At 43.3% G+C, this 16,337-nt stretch carries 12 protein-coding genes; 7 read left to right on the top strand and 5 right to left on the bottom strand.

The features are described 5' to 3' along the window. The first annotated feature begins 3 nt into the window (after positions 1-3). Genes OQ279_RS12855 through phoU form a run of 5 tightly spaced genes read left to right on the top strand, consistent with a single transcriptional unit; the run spans position 4 to position 4,204 of the window. Positions 4-939, top strand: coding sequence for a PstS family phosphate ABC transporter substrate-binding protein (locus OQ279_RS12855; protein WP_266070344.1), 936 nt, complete (start codon positions 4-6; stop codon positions 937-939). A 48-nt stretch (positions 940-987) separates the two neighbouring features. After that, entirely contained in the window at positions 988-1,866 is an 879-nt protein-coding gene (pstC, locus tag OQ279_RS12850) for a phosphate ABC transporter permease subunit PstC (protein WP_266070343.1), read from the top strand. Continuing rightward, positions 1,859-2,713, top strand: coding sequence for a phosphate ABC transporter permease PstA (gene pstA, locus OQ279_RS12845; RefSeq protein ID WP_266070342.1), 855 nt, complete (start codon positions 1,859-1,861; stop codon positions 2,711-2,713). The genes pstC and pstA overlap by 8 nt, the downstream gene beginning before the upstream one ends. Position 2,714: 1 nt before the next feature. Continuing rightward, positions 2,715-3,509 (top strand): phosphate ABC transporter ATP-binding protein PstB, encoded by a 795-nt coding sequence (gene pstB / locus OQ279_RS12840; RefSeq protein ID WP_266070341.1) that lies wholly within the window; start codon positions 2,715-2,717, stop codon positions 3,507-3,509. Between the two features lie 11 nt (positions 3,510-3,520). After that, positions 3,521-4,204, top strand: a complete 684-nt coding sequence (phoU, locus tag OQ279_RS12835; protein ID WP_266070340.1) for a phosphate signaling complex protein PhoU — start codon at positions 3,521-3,523, stop codon at positions 4,202-4,204. Positions 4,205-4,597: 393 nt separating this feature from the next. Here phoU and OQ279_RS12830 read toward each other — a convergent pair whose 3' ends face one another. From OQ279_RS12830 to OQ279_RS12820, 3 genes are read right to left on the bottom strand one after another with little or no spacing between them, the layout of a single operon-like run. Next, positions 4,598-7,432, bottom strand: coding sequence for a M16 family metallopeptidase (locus OQ279_RS12830; protein WP_266070339.1), 2,835 nt, complete (start codon positions 7,430-7,432; stop codon positions 4,598-4,600). Positions 7,433-7,448: 16 nt separating this feature from the next. Then, positions 7,449-8,402, bottom strand: coding sequence for a calcium/sodium antiporter (locus tag OQ279_RS12825; RefSeq protein ID WP_266070338.1), 954 nt, complete (start codon positions 8,400-8,402; stop codon positions 7,449-7,451). Between the two features lie 14 nt (positions 8,403-8,416). Next, entirely contained in the window at positions 8,417-10,900 is a 2,484-nt protein-coding gene (locus OQ279_RS12820) for a M14 family metallopeptidase (protein WP_266070337.1), read from the bottom strand. A gap of 117 nt (positions 10,901-11,017) precedes the next feature. Between OQ279_RS12820 and bshC the strand changes: the two genes are divergently transcribed. Next, entirely contained in the window at positions 11,018-12,637 is a 1,620-nt protein-coding gene (gene bshC, locus OQ279_RS12815; RefSeq protein ID WP_266070336.1) for a bacillithiol biosynthesis cysteine-adding enzyme BshC, read from the top strand. A gap of 5 nt (positions 12,638-12,642) precedes the next feature. Next, positions 12,643-14,007 (top strand): pyridoxal phosphate-dependent decarboxylase family protein, encoded by a 1,365-nt coding sequence (locus OQ279_RS12810; RefSeq protein WP_266070365.1) that lies wholly within the window; start codon positions 12,643-12,645, stop codon positions 14,005-14,007. A 629-nt stretch (positions 14,008-14,636) separates the two neighbouring features. On the opposite strand, the gene OQ279_RS12805 is transcribed toward OQ279_RS12810, so the two are convergent. Both OQ279_RS12805 and OQ279_RS12800 read right to left on the bottom strand, forming a co-directional pair. Next, the gene (locus tag OQ279_RS12805; protein ID WP_266070334.1) at positions 14,637-15,350 is read right to left on the bottom strand and encodes a DUF2071 domain-containing protein; all 714 of its coding nucleotides are present in this window, start codon (positions 15,348-15,350) and stop codon (positions 14,637-14,639) included. 197 nt (positions 15,351-15,547) lie between these two features. After that, complete coding sequence (locus tag OQ279_RS12800) at positions 15,548-16,273, bottom strand: SIMPL domain-containing protein (RefSeq protein WP_266070332.1); 726 nt, start codon at positions 16,271-16,273, stop codon at positions 15,548-15,550. Between the last annotated feature and the right edge of the window lie 64 nt (positions 16,274-16,337).

Below are 16,337 nucleotides of genomic sequence, written 5' to 3'. Positions count from 1 at the left end.
ATTATGAAAAGATTTCTTTTATTAACTGCAATAACTGTTTCCCTGGCTTCCTGTGGAAACAACAAAAAAGAAGATTCCAAAAATGCCATTTCTATTGATGGTTCCAGTACAGTTTATCCTGTAACTGAAGCTATTGCTGAAGAATACAGGGCAGAAGCTCCAGATGTTGATGTAACCATAGGAGTTTCGGGTACCGGTGGTGGTTTCCAAAAATTTGGCAGGGGCGAAGTTGCAATCACCAATGCTTCCAGGCCTATCAAAGAAGATGAAAAGGCAATTGCCGAATCTAACGGCATTTCTTTTGTAGAGCTTGAAGTGGCTTATGATGGTCTCGCTGTGGTTGTACATCCCGAAAATGACTGGGTAACCTGCTTTACGGTGGAACAGTTGAAGAAAATATGGGAGCCGGCAGCCCAGGGAACTATCAAGCGATGGAATCAAATTGATCCTTCATGGCCAGATGAAGAAATTCACCTTTTTGGACCCGGAGTAGCTTCAGGTACATTCGATTATTTTACTGAAGCTATCGTAGGTAAAAGCGGAAGTAGCAGGGGAGATTATACTGCCAGTGAAGACGATAATGTGCTTGTACAGGGAGTTTCAGGTGATAAATTCGGTCTGGGTTTCTTCGGACTCGCATATTACCAGGAAAATTCAGATAAGCTTAAAATGGTGCCGGTAAATGGCGGTGAAGGCTGTGTAGAGCCTTCAAAAGAAACTGTTAGCAACGGCACCTATGCCCCGCTTTCCCGTCCTCTCTATATTTATGTGAACAGTGCTTCTCTGGAGAATCCTGCGGTGATCGATTTTGTGGAATTCTATCTTGATGAAGCGCCACAGTTACTACAGGATGTTGGATACATTCCCCTTACTTCGGAAGAATACCAGGCCGAGAGGGAGAAATTTGCAGCATTCGTAAAAGAAAATTCAGCTGAATAATAAAAATTTCCGGGGCACCTGAATGCTCCGGATTACTTTACTTTTTCCATGCGAAAATTAAAAGAAACGGTAATAGAAAAGGGCCTCCTGGGCAGTGCCCTGGTAACTATTGCAGTAACTGTAGGAATAATACTGGTGCTTTCTATTGAAGCCGTAAGGTTCTTTGAAGAAGTCTCCATTGTAGATTTTCTGACAGATACGCAGTGGACACCGCTGTACACCGAAAAACATTTTGGGATCCTCCCGTTATTGTCCGGTACGCTGTTGACCTCTTTTATTGCCATCATTTTTGCTGTTCCCGTTGGGTTGTCTATCAGTATTTACATTAGCGAATACGCACCCCGAAGTTTCAGAAAAACGATCAAACCTGCATTAGAACTGCTTGCTGCCGTACCAACGGTGGTCTACGGATTTTTTGCTCTTACCGTGGTGACGCCATTTTTACAATCGTTTATCCCGGGGCTTTCAGGTTTCAACTCTTTGTCTGCCGGCCTGGTAATGGGAATTATGATCATTCCTTTCATTTCTTCTTTAAGTGAGGATGCATTGCACGCCGTACCCAATTCTCTGCGGGAAGCAGCTTATGGAATGGGATCAACAAAGCTGCAAAATGCTTTTCGGGTCCTGGTGCCTGCAGCCTCATCGGGGATTATTGTCTCTATCATCCTGGCGATATCCCGTGCGATTGGAGAAACCATGATTGTTGCCATTGCAGCAGGGCAGCAACCACGATTAACTATGGATCCTACAGTGCCCGTAGAAACTATTACCGCCTACATCGTACAGGTGAGCCTGGGTGATGTACAGCATGGTTCTTTGGAGTACCGTACCATATTTGCAGCCGGGATCACTCTTTTTATCTTCACCTTCCTTCTGAATACGATAAGCTACAGGATAAGGAAAAAATTCAGGGAGAAATATGAATAACATTAGAACAAATCGGTTAAAAGATCAGGCTTTCAAATTCTGGGGGATTGCCTGTACCTTTCTGGGGCTCATTTTGCTCACCATTTTTATAGGTTCCATTCTTATAGATGGTCTGCAAAGGATTGATTGGGATTTTATCACCAGCCTTCCGTCGAGAAAAGCAGAGAGAGCCGGAATATATACTGCGCTTATGGGCAGCGTCTGGATCCTGGTCTTTACTACAATAATCGCCCTGCCATTAGGAATTGCAGCTGCTATTTATCTGGAAGAATATGCCAAAGAAAGCAGGCTTTCTTCTTTGCTGGAAATTAATATATCCAACCTTGCCGGGGTGCCTTCTATCATTTACGGGCTACTTGGTCTGGAAGTATTTGTAAGGATCATGGAAATGGGAGCCAGTGTTTTGGCGGGAAGTTTTACCCTTGCCCTGTTGATTCTGCCTATTGTGATTGTTGCGACAAGAGAAAGCTTAAAGGCAGTTCCAAAATCCATTCGGGATGCTTCCTTTGCCCTGGGAGCTTCCAAGTGGCAAACAGTTTCACAACAATTGCTGCCGGCATCGTTTGGAGGCATACTTACCGGGGTTATTTTGGCGCTCTCGCGGGCGGTGGGAGAGACAGCTCCTCTTATTGTAATTGGTGCCCTGGCTTATGTTCCTTTTGCGCCCGAATCTCCTATGGATGAATTTTCGGTACTACCCATTCAGATCTTTAACTGGATCTCCCGTCCAAAACACGGCTTTGAGGTCAACGCAGCCGCAGCCATTATTGTCCTGCTTTTAATTACTTTTATTTTGAATGGAATTGCAGTGTATTTCAGGAACAGGTGGCAAAGTAAATTAAAATAGAATGAAAGAAAATAAAGATATATTAGATAAGACCTTAAAGAGAAAACACAAACTTCAGGCAAAAGATGTGAAGGTTTTTTATGATGATTTCATGGCCATCAAAGGTATAGACATGAACATCAGGGCAAATAAGATCACTGCGTTTATTGGACCTTCAGGTTGTGGAAAATCTACTTTCCTGCGGCTTTTTAACCGCATGAACGATTATGTTGACGGCTTTAGAATGGAGGGAGAGATCCTTATTGACGGCGAGAACATCTACAAGAAAAAAGTAAATGTTGAACAACTTCGGAAGCAGGTGGGGATGGTCTTTCAAAAGCCCAACCCTTTTCCGAAATCCATCTATGAGAACGTTGCCTACGGATTAAAGATCCAGGGAATCAAAGACAAGGCATTTCTTAAGGATAAAGTAGAAGAATCCCTTAAACAGGTTGGCTTGTGGAATGAAGTAAAGGAGGATATCAATAAGTCGGCTTTGGCTTTATCAGGAGGGCAGCAACAAAGGTTGTGCATTGCCCGTACCCTGGCTGTAGAACCTTCTATTATTCTTATGGATGAACCAACATCTGCTTTAGATCCTATTTCAACGGCCAAGATCGAGGAACTTATTTATCAGCTTAAAGAGAAGTATACCATAGTGATTGTGACCCACAACATGCAGCAGGCCGGGAGAATTAGTGATTACACCGCATTTTTCTACATGGGCGAACTCATTGAATACGATAAATCAAAGAAGCTATTTACCAATCCCGAGAAACAACAGACCGAGAATTATATCACCGGTAGATTCGGATAAACCACAGGATTATGATCAGTTTAGACCAACATAGAGATGCATTAAATCAAGCCGGACTTGAAATGCTGGAGCTTTGCATCAAACAACTGGAAAATGCCCAGGAAGCATTTTTTAACCACGATGGCGATCTTGCCGAAGAAGTGATGCACACAGAGAATAGGGTGAACGCCCTCGATCTCAAGATTGACCGTGACTGTGAACGCTTCATCGCCTTGCACAACCCCGTAGCCAGTGATCTTCGTTTTGTGCTGGCCCTTAGAAAGATCAATTTTGACCTGGAACGGGTGGGCGATCACGCCTACGGGATCTCGCATTATATTGTAAAGATCGATACCCAGATTGAACCCCGACTTTTAGAAAGAATGCGGGTAGAAGAAATGTTTACCACTGCATTGTCCATGCTCGATGATATCACCCTGGCCTATACCGAAGTAGATACCAAAGTAGCCCGAAAGGTCTTTAAAAAGGACAAGATCCTTAATGATATCAATATGAGATCTTTCGCTATAATTTCTGAAGAAGTTAAGGCAAATCCTGAAGTGATCGATCAGGTGATGCTGTTGTTTTCGGTGATTAAAAAGGTGGAAAGAATAGGAGATCTTATTACGAATATTGCTGAAGAGATCATCTTTTTCAGGGAAGCTGAAGTATTGAAGCACCGGAAGAAAAAAGGCGGAAAAAAGAAAGATTCTTAGAATCAAATTCCAAATTTTCAAGCAGCCTTTTAATACCTAATTCAGTATTGTCCCATTAAATAATTAGATAGGAGCTAAGGCCACGAATACATTAATAATATAGCCCTTTAAAGGTATAGAAAGGTGGTTTTAAGTTTTTAAAATCCGTACCAAACAAAAAGAATTTCTTCAGTGTGCCGTAGGGACATGATATCGGTAGGAGCAGAGAACCACAATAACCGAAAGTCCCGTAGGGACGAAATATAGGTAGAAGCCGAATCAACCCCGACCAATATCATTAACATCTGTGAATCGTTCAAAATTTGGAGAAATTGCAAAAAAATGCCCGGGAAATTTCCCGGGCATTTTTTTCAAGAGGTTTCAAAAATGACATTTTCAAGAGGTTTCAAAAAGCTATTTTTCAGAAGGATTTAAAAGTACCGGTTCTCCAAAACCCAGATCTTCCAGACGATCGAGCTGGGTAGCCGCATCACCCACGATGAGGTAATACATCTTATCGGGATTGATATATTTTTGGGCCAGAGCCTTAATTTCCGGAACAGTGATGTTTCTCACGATCTCTTCCTGTTGCAGAGCGTAGTCCATAGGTTTATCATAGTTGCTTATTTCCTGAAGCATTTGAAGTTTTGATCCCATAGTTTCAAACTTTCGGGCGTTGCTTTTTATCATAAAGCCTTTGGTTACCTCCAGATCCTGTTCATTGAAGTTTTCGGGATAATTCCGAAGTATTTGCTTCACAAGGTCAACGGCTTCAAAGGTAATATTTGAGCGTACCCCGCTCGAAATAAGAAAAGGACCGGTAAAAGTGCTGCCGTTGAACCCGGAGCGTATGCCATAGGTGTAACCCTTGCCTTCCCTAAGTTCCTGGGTGAGCTGGGAAGCAAAACTTCCGCCACCAAGGCGGTAATTCATCACCGTGGCCGGAAAGAAATCTTCATCGGTCTCTGCCAAAGCAGGGTAGCCTATGTGTAATACCGATTGCTTGGCCCCCGGAACGTCATAGAAGTATACCTTAGATTCAGCGGGAGGAAGTACTGCAGGAAGGTCTTCAAAAATGACATTTTTGACACTCCAGTTTTCAGTGATATCTTTTACTTCGGCAATTACTGCTTCATTCTCAATATCTCCAACCACCAGGAAAGAAGCCAGGTGAGGGGAGAGGTTCCTGGCATAATAATCCTTTAGATCCTGAAGGCTAATAGCTTCTACCGTACTTTCAGTTCCCAGGTTGTTGTGGGACAAAATGTGGTTTTCACCGTAAATAAGCTTTCTAAATTCGTTGGAAACAATATAATCTGGAGAGGCTTTTTGCTGCTGGATCCGGTTGATCACCTGTTGTTTCGCCAGGGCAAATTCTTCTTCATCCCACCTGGGCTGCAAAAGGATTTCCTCTACAAGTTTCATTGTTGCTTCAAAATTTTTAGCAAGGGTGCTACCACTAATGATCACTTTTTCATCAGTAGCGTTTACGCGAATGTTGGCACCCAATAATTCAATGGCTTCTTCCAGCTCCTGTGGGCTGCGGTTCTTTGTACCTTTTGTAAGCATATTAGCCAGGAGATTGGAAACACCAATTTTAGATGGGTCTTCCAGCAGCATGCCTCCTTTAATCTCAAGAATAAATTGCACCAGCGGCACTTCAGAATTTTTGATGCCATAGACCTCGAGGCCGTTTTCCAGTTTTTGGTCCCAGATTTCAGGAACTTTTACTTGTGGTGACGGCCCGTAAGGAGGTTCTACAGTTCGGTCGAAACTGGAAGGGGTCCTGTTGTAAGTAACTTCTTCTTCCAGGTTGAACTCCTGCTCGGCTCCCATCACGATCTCTTCTTCTTCAACTTCGGCCGCAACAGAATTTTCCAGCGCCAGTTCCTTTTGTCCTTCCGGAACAAAACTGGTAGCTACAAAGGGTTTATTCTGAATGTACTTCTTATAAACCCTCATCACATCTTGCGGGGTCACTGCGAGAATGTAGTTGATCTCCTTGTTGATCATGCCGGGATCATTAGCAAATATTTCATACTGTGCCAGCTGAAAACCTTTTCCCAATACGCTCGAAAGGCTATTGTAAAATGCCGTTTCCTGCCCCGCTTTTATTCGTTTTAAATCTTTTTCTGAAATCCCTTCTTTTTCAAATTTCCAGAAGGTCTCTTCTACAGCCGAATGCACTTTGTCAAGGTCTGTACCGTCATAAGCTCTTACCTGTAGCATGAATTGACCGGCAAGTTCAGAGGTGTAATTGAACATCTGTACATTGGGGGTCAACTTCTTGTTTGCCACCAGTTCCTTATAAAAAGGAGCATTTTTTCCTTCAGAAAGATAATTGGCCAAAACTTCAAGAGCATAAGAATCTTTGTGGTAAGAAGGGACCGATGGCCAGGCCATGGTCAATTCGGGTAGTTGCGCAAAATTATCTTCATAGTACAGCTTTTTTGTCTGCTGCAAATTTGCGGGTCTCTTCTCAAGATCCTTAATTTCAGGACCTCTTTTGATCTCTCCAAAATATTTCTCTACCCATTGTTTTGCCTGTGCTGTATCAAAGTCACCGGCAATAGTGAGTACCACATTGTTGGGCACGTACCATTGATTGAAGAATTCTTTCACATCTTCAAGCGTGGCATTTTGAAGGTCTTCCAAAGAACCAATTACCTGCCAGTTGTAAGGATGGTTTTCGGGATAGAGATTTTTGTCAATAACATACATGGTGTTACCGTATGGCTGGTTATCTACCCGCTGTCTTTTTTCGTTTTTCACTACCTGCTTTTCTTTGGCAAGTACAGGTTCGGTAACCGTATTAATAAAATAACCTAGCTTGTCGGCTTCTGCCCAAATCATCTTTTCGAGCGCATCATTTGGCACTGTCTGAAAATAATTGGTACGGTCGCGGCTTGTAGAACCGTTTGCGCCGCTGCCACCAATGCGGGCACTTAGCTTATCGAGTCCGCCCTTTCCAAGGTTCTCCGATTCCAGGAAAAGAAGGTGCTCAAAAAGGTGCGCAAATCCGGTACGTCCCTGCTTTTCTCGTGCCGAACCTACGTGACTGGTAAGCGCAACCGCCACTACAGGATCTGACCGGTCTACATGGAAAATAACTTTCAACCCGTTATCAAGGGTAAAGGTTTCGAACTCTACTTCAAAACCGGGAGCTTCAGCAGTTTGCTGAGCCCGTGCATTTCCTGTTAGCACAACCAGCAGGAACGCGAATAAAAAAGACTTAAGTGATGACTTCATTAGAACTTGTTCAGAATTAAATTACGAGATAGGTGACATAGGCAATATAGCCGATTACAAACACAGCGCCTTCCCAGCGCTCGATGCTGCGGCCTTTTCCTGTAAATACAAAAATAAAGAGCAGCAATCCGGTAACCATGTTCACCATAATATCAAAAAAGGAATCATGGTTTATTCCAAGAGGAACAATAGTCCCCGAAATTCCCAGGATGAGGAAGATGTTAAAAATGTTCGAACCAACCACGTTTCCAATGGCAATATCAACATTCTTTTTTCTCACTGCAATAACAGAAGTTGCAAGTTCGGGCAGGGAAGTTCCAATAGAAACTACGGTTAAACCAATTACTCTTTCTGAAAGGCCAATAACTTCAGCAATACTTACCGCACTGGTAACAATAAGGCGCCCCCCAATGATGAGCCCGGCGAGGCCGAGAGCAATGAATAAAACGGCTTTTCCTACCGAATAATCTTTGGTTTCCATCTCCTCATCGGCGCCACCACTTTTTGCAACCATAAGGTTGTAAACGAGAAAGATGAGAAAGAACAGCAGGAGTACAATTCCTTCACTTCGGGAGATAAGATTTGTGGTTGCGCCGTCAAGAACAACGTCTGAGGCTACAACAAATACACAAATTGCCGCCAGTAAACTCAGCGGAATTTCGATCCAGGTCGTATTGCTCTTTACCGTTAGCGGATAAATTAGGGCAGAGATCCCCAGGATTCCAAGCACGTTAAAAATGTTACTTCCCAGCACGTTGCCCAGCACCATATCTGTACTCCCTGTGGTCGCCGCAAAAACGTTCACCACGAGCTCTGGGGCCGAGGTTCCAAAAGCAACAATGGTAAGCCCAATCACGATACTTGGAACCCCCCATCGAGCTGCAAGGCTTGAAGCGGAATCAACCAAAAAGTTCGCTCCGTAGATAAGGGCTACAAAGCCTACCAGTAAAAGAAGAATATCTATTAGCATGAATATTTATTTTATTAGTTAGTTATTTCACTATTGTCAACCAGGAAGATGGAGTTCACGAAAAGAAGTTTTCCATTTTGCCAGAAGGCCCGGAACAACGGATTGTCAACCAGGTATATAAAACTTCCCTCACCCATAGGTTCTACTCCAAAGGTCAGCGAATTCCTGATCTTATCTTTTGCCTCACTTCCCACAAATCCGGCAACGATCTCGGGGGATTCCCCCAGGTAACCTACATTGTAGCCGTCACTTAAAAGATTGTAACTATCACTACTTAATTTTAAGCTGAGGTAGGTGTCTTCATATCCAAAAGCCATGGGATGGGTTTCGTCCATCTGGGTTTTTATGATGCTTCCGGTTATAAGATCCTTAATCTCATTTCTTTCCCTTTGAGCATAAGGCACCAGGTTTGGTTTTGAAATACTGTCGGTTTCTTTTTTCTCATTCTGCTTCAGGGCAAAATCCTCATTTCCGGCGAAGGTTTTTAAAGCGTTACCAATGGCAATCACTTTTCCACCGTTCTTCACCCAATCTGTAAGTTTTGCTAATCCTTTTTCATCAAAAAGATCACTGTAACTGCCTATGGGAAGTATAATGACATCGAGCTTTGTAAGGTCAACGTTCCCAAAATATCCCGTATCAATAGAGGTGACAGGATAATTGAGTTCCCGTTCAAAGAAATACCACAACTCTCCATAGTTAAGGGAAGAGGATCCTTCCCCTCTTAAAATGCCAATTCTGGGGGTGTTTATGATCTTTACCTGTGAAGAGCCAAAATCTGGCCCCGAGGTTGAAAATCCGGTGTTGGCTACAGTAAGTTCTCTTCCGTGTTCGTTGGCAAGCCGGGTAAGAAGTTCATCAAAATCCTGTTTGTTTCGGTTGTCGCTTTTAGTGATAATAAGACTACCCGGAGCGAATTTTTTTCCGGAATTCTCCAAAGCTGTCTCGGTAAATCTCACCATGATTCCCGCATCAAGAAGTGCTGTGAGGAATCTTGCGTCTTTCATGCTGTTCCAGCCAGAGATGTAAGCCGCTGCTGCCGGAGCAGGTGTGTTGTTTATCGCGGTGGCATTCTTAGCCTCAAGGCCTGAAACCGAAGATTCAGTACTCAAAACATCCAGACCATAAGCATATGGCAGGCTCCATGCAGTTATATCGTAAGTAAGGGAATCGGCCAGGTTGGTGGAAGGTTCCATAAGCACACGTACCATCTTGCCTTTTGGCTGGGCTGTACTTACTACCAGTGAATTTTGATCAACATCAACAGTTCTCTTCTTCTGTTCAAGAGCATTATATCCTTTTACTTTTCCGGGTTGTGCCAGCGCATATTCAATCTCATGCCGGTCAAGTAATTCCTTTAGCAGGTCCAGCTTGTCCTGGTGCCCGGTTAAGACATAATTCACAGCATTTTTTCCGCTGTTGTCGTAAAACTTTGAAAATTCAGCATTAAGCCGGTCAACATTTTTCGCGGCAATTTCTACTGTAGAAATTCCGGTGGTGTGGTGATGCTGTACCCGGTCTACAAGCGTAAGTATATATCCGTGATCGGTCTCAATAGCAAGCCCGGCATGCCCTGCCTGTTCATAGGTCATTCCTATAGCTCCCATATAAGTAGGGTAGGTGTCCCCATAGCTGGGATAGAGGAGATCAAAGCTTTCTTTTGTAAAATAGAGCCAGCCTTCTTTATCAAAATAGCGGGCGTGATTCAATCCTATTTCTTTCTGAAATTCCTTCTGAAAAGTTGTGATCACATCGTGTAGCGGTTCGGCGGCAGGTGCGAAATAATAGGGCGCATTTTTGTACTGTTCATGAAAATCTACGTGAATGTGAGGCATCCATTTGTTGTAAATTTCCAGACGTTGCCTTGTCTCTGTTTGAGTAGCCCAGGCCCAGTCACGGTTCAGGTCAAAAAGATAATGATTGGGTCGTCCTCCCGGCCAGGGCTCATTGTGCTCTACAGCCATGGGCGAAGTACTAGATGGCGTGGCCTTTACCTGCTTATACCAGTTCACATAACGGTCCCGGCCATCGGGATTCACGACAGGATCCATGATCACCACCAAATCCTGTAACCAGTCCTGCCTTTTAGTTACCAGTTCATATATGGTCTTCATGGCCGCTTCTGTACTCGAAGCTTCATTCCCGTGAACATTATAACTAAGCCATACAATGCCTTTTTTGGCAGCTGAAGAAGAAGTACCTTCAGTTAAACCGGCATTCTGCAGGTGGCTTTGGCGTATCTGCTCCAGGTTTTGCAGGTTTTCTTCCGTAGAAATAATGGCATATGTAAGAGGCCTGCCTTCATAGGTTTCTCCATATTTTTGGAATTGCACAAGTGGCGAATTTTCTGCCACGTGTTCAAAATATTCAACCACTTTATGGTGAGGTGTGAAACTGGTGCCCAGTGGATAACCTAGAAATTCTTCGGGAGATTGTTGCGCAAAAGCTAACTGAAAACTCAGTAAAAGTGATGTGAATAAAGCCGTAATTTTGTTCATAGGGGAAAATCTCATTTTTCAAATTAGAGGTAAATATAAAACTTTATCGTTCTCAATATCTTTTTATTGATTTTACCGCCAACGCTCTTAATTGTATATTTGCGAAAATTCATTTCAATGCAGAAAAATTCTCTTTCGTATCGGGAAACGAACTACTTTACTTCATTAGTAACCGATTATCTGGATCAAAAAGAGAATGTTAAGCAGTTTTACGGGCTTTTCCCTGACCTCAATAACTTCGGAAAGCAGATCCTTTCAAAAAAAGAGAACTTCAGCAGCCACGGCGGAAGCGAAAAACGTGCCGTTCTTGTCAAAACCCTGAAGCGTCAATATCAAAATATAAATGCTTCTGAAGCAAGCCTTGCGAACATTGACCTTTTGGAGAAAGACACCACTTTTACTGTGACCACAGGGCATCAGCTCAACCTTTTTACCGGTCCGCTTTATTTTCTTTACAAGATCGTCTCCGCAATAAATCTTGCGGCCGATCTCAAAAAAGAGTATCCCGAGTACAATTTTGTACCGTTGTACTGGATGGCGACCGAAGATCATGACTTTGAAGAGATCAGTTTTTTTAATCTCCACGGAAAGAAATTTCAGTGGAATCCGCCAAAATCAAAGAAGACCGGCGGACCTGTGGGAGAAATGCCTACCGATGGTCTTGAAGATGTCTTTGAACTTTTTTCAGCTGAAATTGGGAGTAGCAAAAATGCACAGCAGCTCAAAGAATGGTTTAAAAAGGCATATTTGGAGCACGATAATCTTGCCGATGCCACGCGTTACCTGGCAAATGAACTTTTTAAAGAGCAGGGACTCGTCATCCTTGACGCGCATGAGCCAGAGCTCAAGAGATTGTATATCCCGCTTGTCAAAAAAGAGCTTTTTGAGCAGCTTTCTTTTAAAACTGTTCAGCAACAAACTGAAGCTTTAGAGAAAGAAGGATATAAAGTACAGGTGAATCCGCGGGAGATCAACCTGTTTTACATGCAGGAAGGTTTGCGCGAACGCATTATTGAGAAGAACGGAAAATTCTTTGTCCATGACCACGAGATTTCCTGGACCCGCGAAGAATTGGAGCAGGTTATTGAAGAACATCCGAAGAAATTCAGCCCCAATGTGCTGCTCCGGCCTTTGTATGAAGAGCTAATCCTGCCAAATCTGTGTTACATTGGCGGCGGCGGTGAACTGGCGTACTGGTTTCAGCTAAAACAGCTTTTTGAGCAGGCAGAGGTTACCTTTCCAATACTCCTGATTCGTAATTCGGCCTTGCTTCAAACAGAAAAGCAGGATCAAAAAAGGCAAAAACTGAACATCTCTTTACCCGAACTTTTCCTGAAGTCTCATGAATTGATCAACCGGAAAGTAAGAAGGATTTCCAATATAGACATTGACTTTTCCTCTCAAAAAGAGCATTTGGTGAAGCAATTTCAGGAAATGTACAGCCTGGCCGAACAGACTGACAAATCTTTCCTGAATGCTGTAAAAGCGCAGGAGGTGAAACAGCTTAAAGGCCTTGATCACCTGGAAAAACGACTGCTAAAAGCCCAGAAAAGAAAGCTTGAAGATGAGGTTTCAAGAATTGCAAGCCTGCAAAATGAATTATTTCCCGACAAAGGGCTTCAGGAAAGGCATCATAATTTCTCAGAGTTTTATCTTGAATATGGAGATGCTCTCATTCCTGCCCTGCTGGACAGCCTACAACCACTTGAATTAAAATTTGATATTATTTCGCTATGACGAAAATGCATAAGATAGACATCGATCTTGTTGAAATGACGCTCGATGTAATGAAATATACTGTTGACCGTATCTCAAATGTTACGCCCGAGCTGGGTTCTCCCCAAAGAGAAGAGGAGCTGTTTGAAAAGATTGGAGAAACTGTCACGCCAAAAGGTATTGGGGGAGAAGTTGCTTTTAAAATGTTTCGGGATATTTTGGTGAAGGCTACCGTGCCTATAGATCACCCTCGCCATTTAGCCTTTGTGCCGGCTGCGCCTACACGTGCAGCTATTATGTTCGACCTTGTAACCTCGGCTTCCAGTATTCACGGTGCTTACTGGATGGAAGGTGCCGGTGGGATCTTCTGTGAAAATCAAGCCATGAAGTGGCTGGTTTCCCTTACAGGGCTGCCAAAAGAGTCTTTTGGAGTATTCACCAGTGGTGGGACAGCCGCAAACCTTTCGGGACTTGTTACAGCGCGCGAAGCCTGGAGAAAGAAAGATGCGGCCAATATTGGAGTGCGGGCTTTGTTGCTCACTTCAAATGGCGCCCATTCCTCAATTCAGGCAATGGCTAAAGTGATGGATGCCGATGTGGTGATGATCGATTGTCCCGATGAAAACCTGCGAGGGCATGCGTTACAATCGGCTATTGATGAGCTCGAAGAGAAGGACCGAAAAAGGCTTTTTGCAGTGGCAGCTACCGGTGGAACTACCAATGCCGGAATCATAGATGAGCTGGATTCTATTGCCGATGTTTGTGAAAAAGAAGGGATCTGGTTTCATGTAGATGCTGCTTATGGTGGCGGCGCACTTGCCGCACCTTCTGTACGCCAACTTTTCAACGGAATTGAAAGGGCCGACAGTATTACGATAGATCCTCATAAATGGCTTTTTTCACCCTATGACTGTGGGGCTATTCTTTATAAGGATATGAGCCTGGCCGCCGAAGCCCATTCACAAAAAGGGGCTTACCTCGAGATCTTTAAAGATGGAGGTGCAGATGGCTTTAACCCTTCCGATTATCAGATCCAGCTTACCCGGAGGGTCCGCGGAATGCCTTTATGGTTTTCCCTGGCAATGCACGGAACCGATAAGTATACCACTGCCATTGAAAAAGGGATCGAGCTTGCGAGGATTGCTGCGGAAAAGATTGAGCAGGATGACAACCTTGAACTGGTAAGGCCAGCGAGTTTATCAGTAGTTTTATTCCGAAGAAAAGGCTGGACTCCCGACGAGTACCGCGACTGGACCTATAGAAATCACAAATCAGGTATGGCTTTAGTGACACCCACGAAGTGGAAGGGAGAAACTATTTCACGTTTCTGTTTCATCAATCCCGAAACCACCGAAGCCGATATTGATGCTATTTTGGAAACGATGAAATAATTCTAAATTCGAGATTCAAAATTCAATATTTAAAATTCCAGATTTAAAGTTCAGGATTCGGGAGCAGATTCAAGTGGAAACCAGGTCACCTCGAGCGGAGTCGAGAGGTTGGGAACCGTGATTTAAAAGCCACGGATGCACGGATGTCTTTTTTTTCCGCGGGAAGATAGATTTGAAAATTTGAAGATGTGTTGATTTGAAGATGAGCACGGATGTTCTATAATAAATTCCTCTACGAAATCTCTTTGTGTGCTTATTTGAACCTTCGTGCTCTTTGTGTGAAATGAAATTCTGTAGTATAGGAGTCACGGATGCACGGATTTCTTTTTTTATTCTGCGGAAATCTGCGAGATCTGTGGGAAATTTCAGCCACGGATGCACGGATATCCATTAATTTGTGTACGGAATTTCTCTGTGAGCTTTTTTGAATCTTTGTGCTCTTCGTGTGAAATGAAATCCTGTAGTTTAAAAGCCACCGATCCTCACGGATATCTTTTCATTTTCTACGGAAATCTGCGAAATCTGCGGGAAAATGAAATTTGACAATTCTGGCATTTGAATATTTTGGGTGATTTAGCGGCCTCTGCGAAAGTTCTTTGCGCTCTCTGCGAGAAATTTTATCTCACATCTCAAGAAGTAACCTCCACATTCTCCCCAATCTCAACTGTTGAGCCTTCTGTAAAGATCACCGAATGCGGGGTTTGGGAATTGAGAATATTAAACGCAGGATCGAACTGCCGGGAGAAATCGACGTCAACGGAATATTCTTCTACACTGTAAAGATGCCAGTCCACGTGATTGAGCCCATATTCGTAGGTCTTTTCCCGGGCTTTGATGTATCCAAAAGAGCGATCTAGAAAAAATGCCACTTTGCTGTCCTTATCATATGGTGCAGCGAGGCGGTTACTTTTTACCCCAAAATTTTGCTGTATACCTTTGTATTGCCAGGAATAATTCGCTTTGATATCGTCCTGTGTTTCCTCTACAGCACTACTTGTGGGAAGGGCTATATAGTTGGTTTTAAATATGGTATTTGCCAATATGGCAGAGCCCGGTTGCTCTAAGATCCGGTGTATAACCACCACTCCTTTTTGCCATTTTGCACCATCAAAACGCCTGACGTAGATCTGAAGATCAATCTCTTCAAAATCCTTCAAAAATGGCAATTTCACGTCGGCTACTTTTAGCTTTTTTACCTGGAAACCCACAAGGCTTATCATGCATAATCCGTTGTAGAGGTCGGGTTTTGTGTGCTTTGGCAGGTATTTCTCCACTACTTCAGCAGGAATAGCGTATTTTATAAGGGCAACCTTCCCAAATTCAGAAGAAATATGCAGTTTCATGGTTTGTACTAATGGGTTTTACCCAAAAATATCGAAAGGATGAGAGGAAATTAGTCAGTTTGGGAAAAATTTAGAATTTCTGGAAAGGTAAATCCTTCAGCATAAAACTTTCAGAAAAGAGCTGAAGATTAAACAAAAATACCTTCCAAAAATGACATTTTCAGAAGGTATTTTTACCAGTTAAAGATGATATTTTCTTAGTCTATTTCAAACTCCAGCCTCATGGTCACCGAGGCTGTTTTCTTCTTATCGGCAGTGTTGTAGGCGCCGCCCCAGGTGAAGCTTTCGCCACTGTTCTGGCCAATGATCTGGAAAACGCCAAGATCGGCACTGCGTAAAGATCCCAGTTCGCTACCGCTGTTTTGGGCAATTTTTTCGGCCCTTATACGAGCATCTTCTGTGGCGGCCGAGATCATCTGGATCTTGAGGTCACTTAATTTTGTGTAGTAGTAGCGGGGAGGAGTAGAATTGAACTGCACCCCTTTTTGGAGAAGTTCGGTGATCTCCCGTGATACTTTTTCGACCATAGGCACATCTGTAGACTCAATTTTTACGGTTTGCTGGAGTTGGTAGCCCTTAAAGATTTCTCCTACATAATTGCCATTCTGGTATTGTGCCTCTCTAAGTTCGGTAGTCTTTACCGAATTGAAGACGATATTCTTTTCGTCTATACCTTTTGAAATGAGGTATTGTCTTACGGTTTCTTTGTCTGCATTGAGTCTTTCAAAAGCAGCCTGTAGCTCCATGCTGGTTTGAGAAAACGTCCCTTCCCACACAATAAGGTCTGAAGTGAAATCTTCACTTCCCGATCCCGTTACTGCAATGACTCCGGGGGGAGTGGCTCTTTTGAGATAAAAATTACCGGCAATGTAGGCGGCCAGTACTATGGCGACCGATACGAAGATGGGAGCAATGTATTTCATAGGGGGTAAACTGAACGATTTTAAGTTTAAAGATATAAAATAAGTCGGCACAGGGGTTAATTTT

This window comes from Salinimicrobium profundisediminis (genome assembly GCF_026241755.1).
Lineage (GTDB): Bacteria > Bacteroidota > Bacteroidia > Flavobacteriales > Flavobacteriaceae > Salinimicrobium > Salinimicrobium profundisediminis.
The sequence above is the reverse complement of the archived record's forward strand: the minus strand, read 5'-3'. Positions and strand labels throughout refer to the sequence as shown.

Excerpts from the sequence above, each read along its gene's own strand:
- OQ279_RS12855 (WP_266070344.1), top strand. The coding sequence starts at position 4 with ATGAAAAGATTTCTTTTATTAACTGCAATAACTGTTTCCCTGGCTTCC.
- OQ279_RS12830 (WP_266070339.1), bottom strand. The coding sequence starts at position 7,432 with ATGAAGTCATCACTTAAGTCTTTTTTATTCGCGTTCCTGCTGGTTGTG.
- pstA (WP_266070342.1), top strand. The coding sequence starts at position 1,859 with ATGAATAACATTAGAACAAATCGGTTAAAAGATCAGGCTTTCAAATTC.
- pstB (WP_266070341.1), top strand. The coding sequence starts at position 2,715 with ATGAAAGAAAATAAAGATATATTAGATAAGACCTTAAAGAGAAAACAC.
- OQ279_RS12800 (WP_266070332.1), bottom strand. The coding sequence starts at position 16,273 with ATGAAATACATTGCTCCCATCTTCGTATCGGTCGCCATAGTACTGGCC.
- OQ279_RS12805 (WP_266070334.1), bottom strand. The coding sequence starts at position 15,350 with ATGAAACTGCATATTTCTTCTGAATTTGGGAAGGTTGCCCTTATAAAA.
- bshC (WP_266070336.1), top strand. The coding sequence starts at position 11,018 with ATGCAGAAAAATTCTCTTTCGTATCGGGAAACGAACTACTTTACTTCA.
- phoU (WP_266070340.1), top strand. The coding sequence starts at position 3,521 with ATGATCAGTTTAGACCAACATAGAGATGCATTAAATCAAGCCGGACTT.
- OQ279_RS12825 (WP_266070338.1), bottom strand. The coding sequence starts at position 8,402 with ATGCTAATAGATATTCTTCTTTTACTGGTAGGCTTTGTAGCCCTTATC.
- OQ279_RS12820 (WP_266070337.1), bottom strand. The coding sequence starts at position 10,900 with ATGAACAAAATTACGGCTTTATTCACATCACTTTTACTGAGTTTTCAG.
- pstC (WP_266070343.1), top strand. The coding sequence starts at position 988 with ATGCGAAAATTAAAAGAAACGGTAATAGAAAAGGGCCTCCTGGGCAGT.
- OQ279_RS12810 (WP_266070365.1), top strand. The coding sequence starts at position 12,643 with ATGCATAAGATAGACATCGATCTTGTTGAAATGACGCTCGATGTAATG.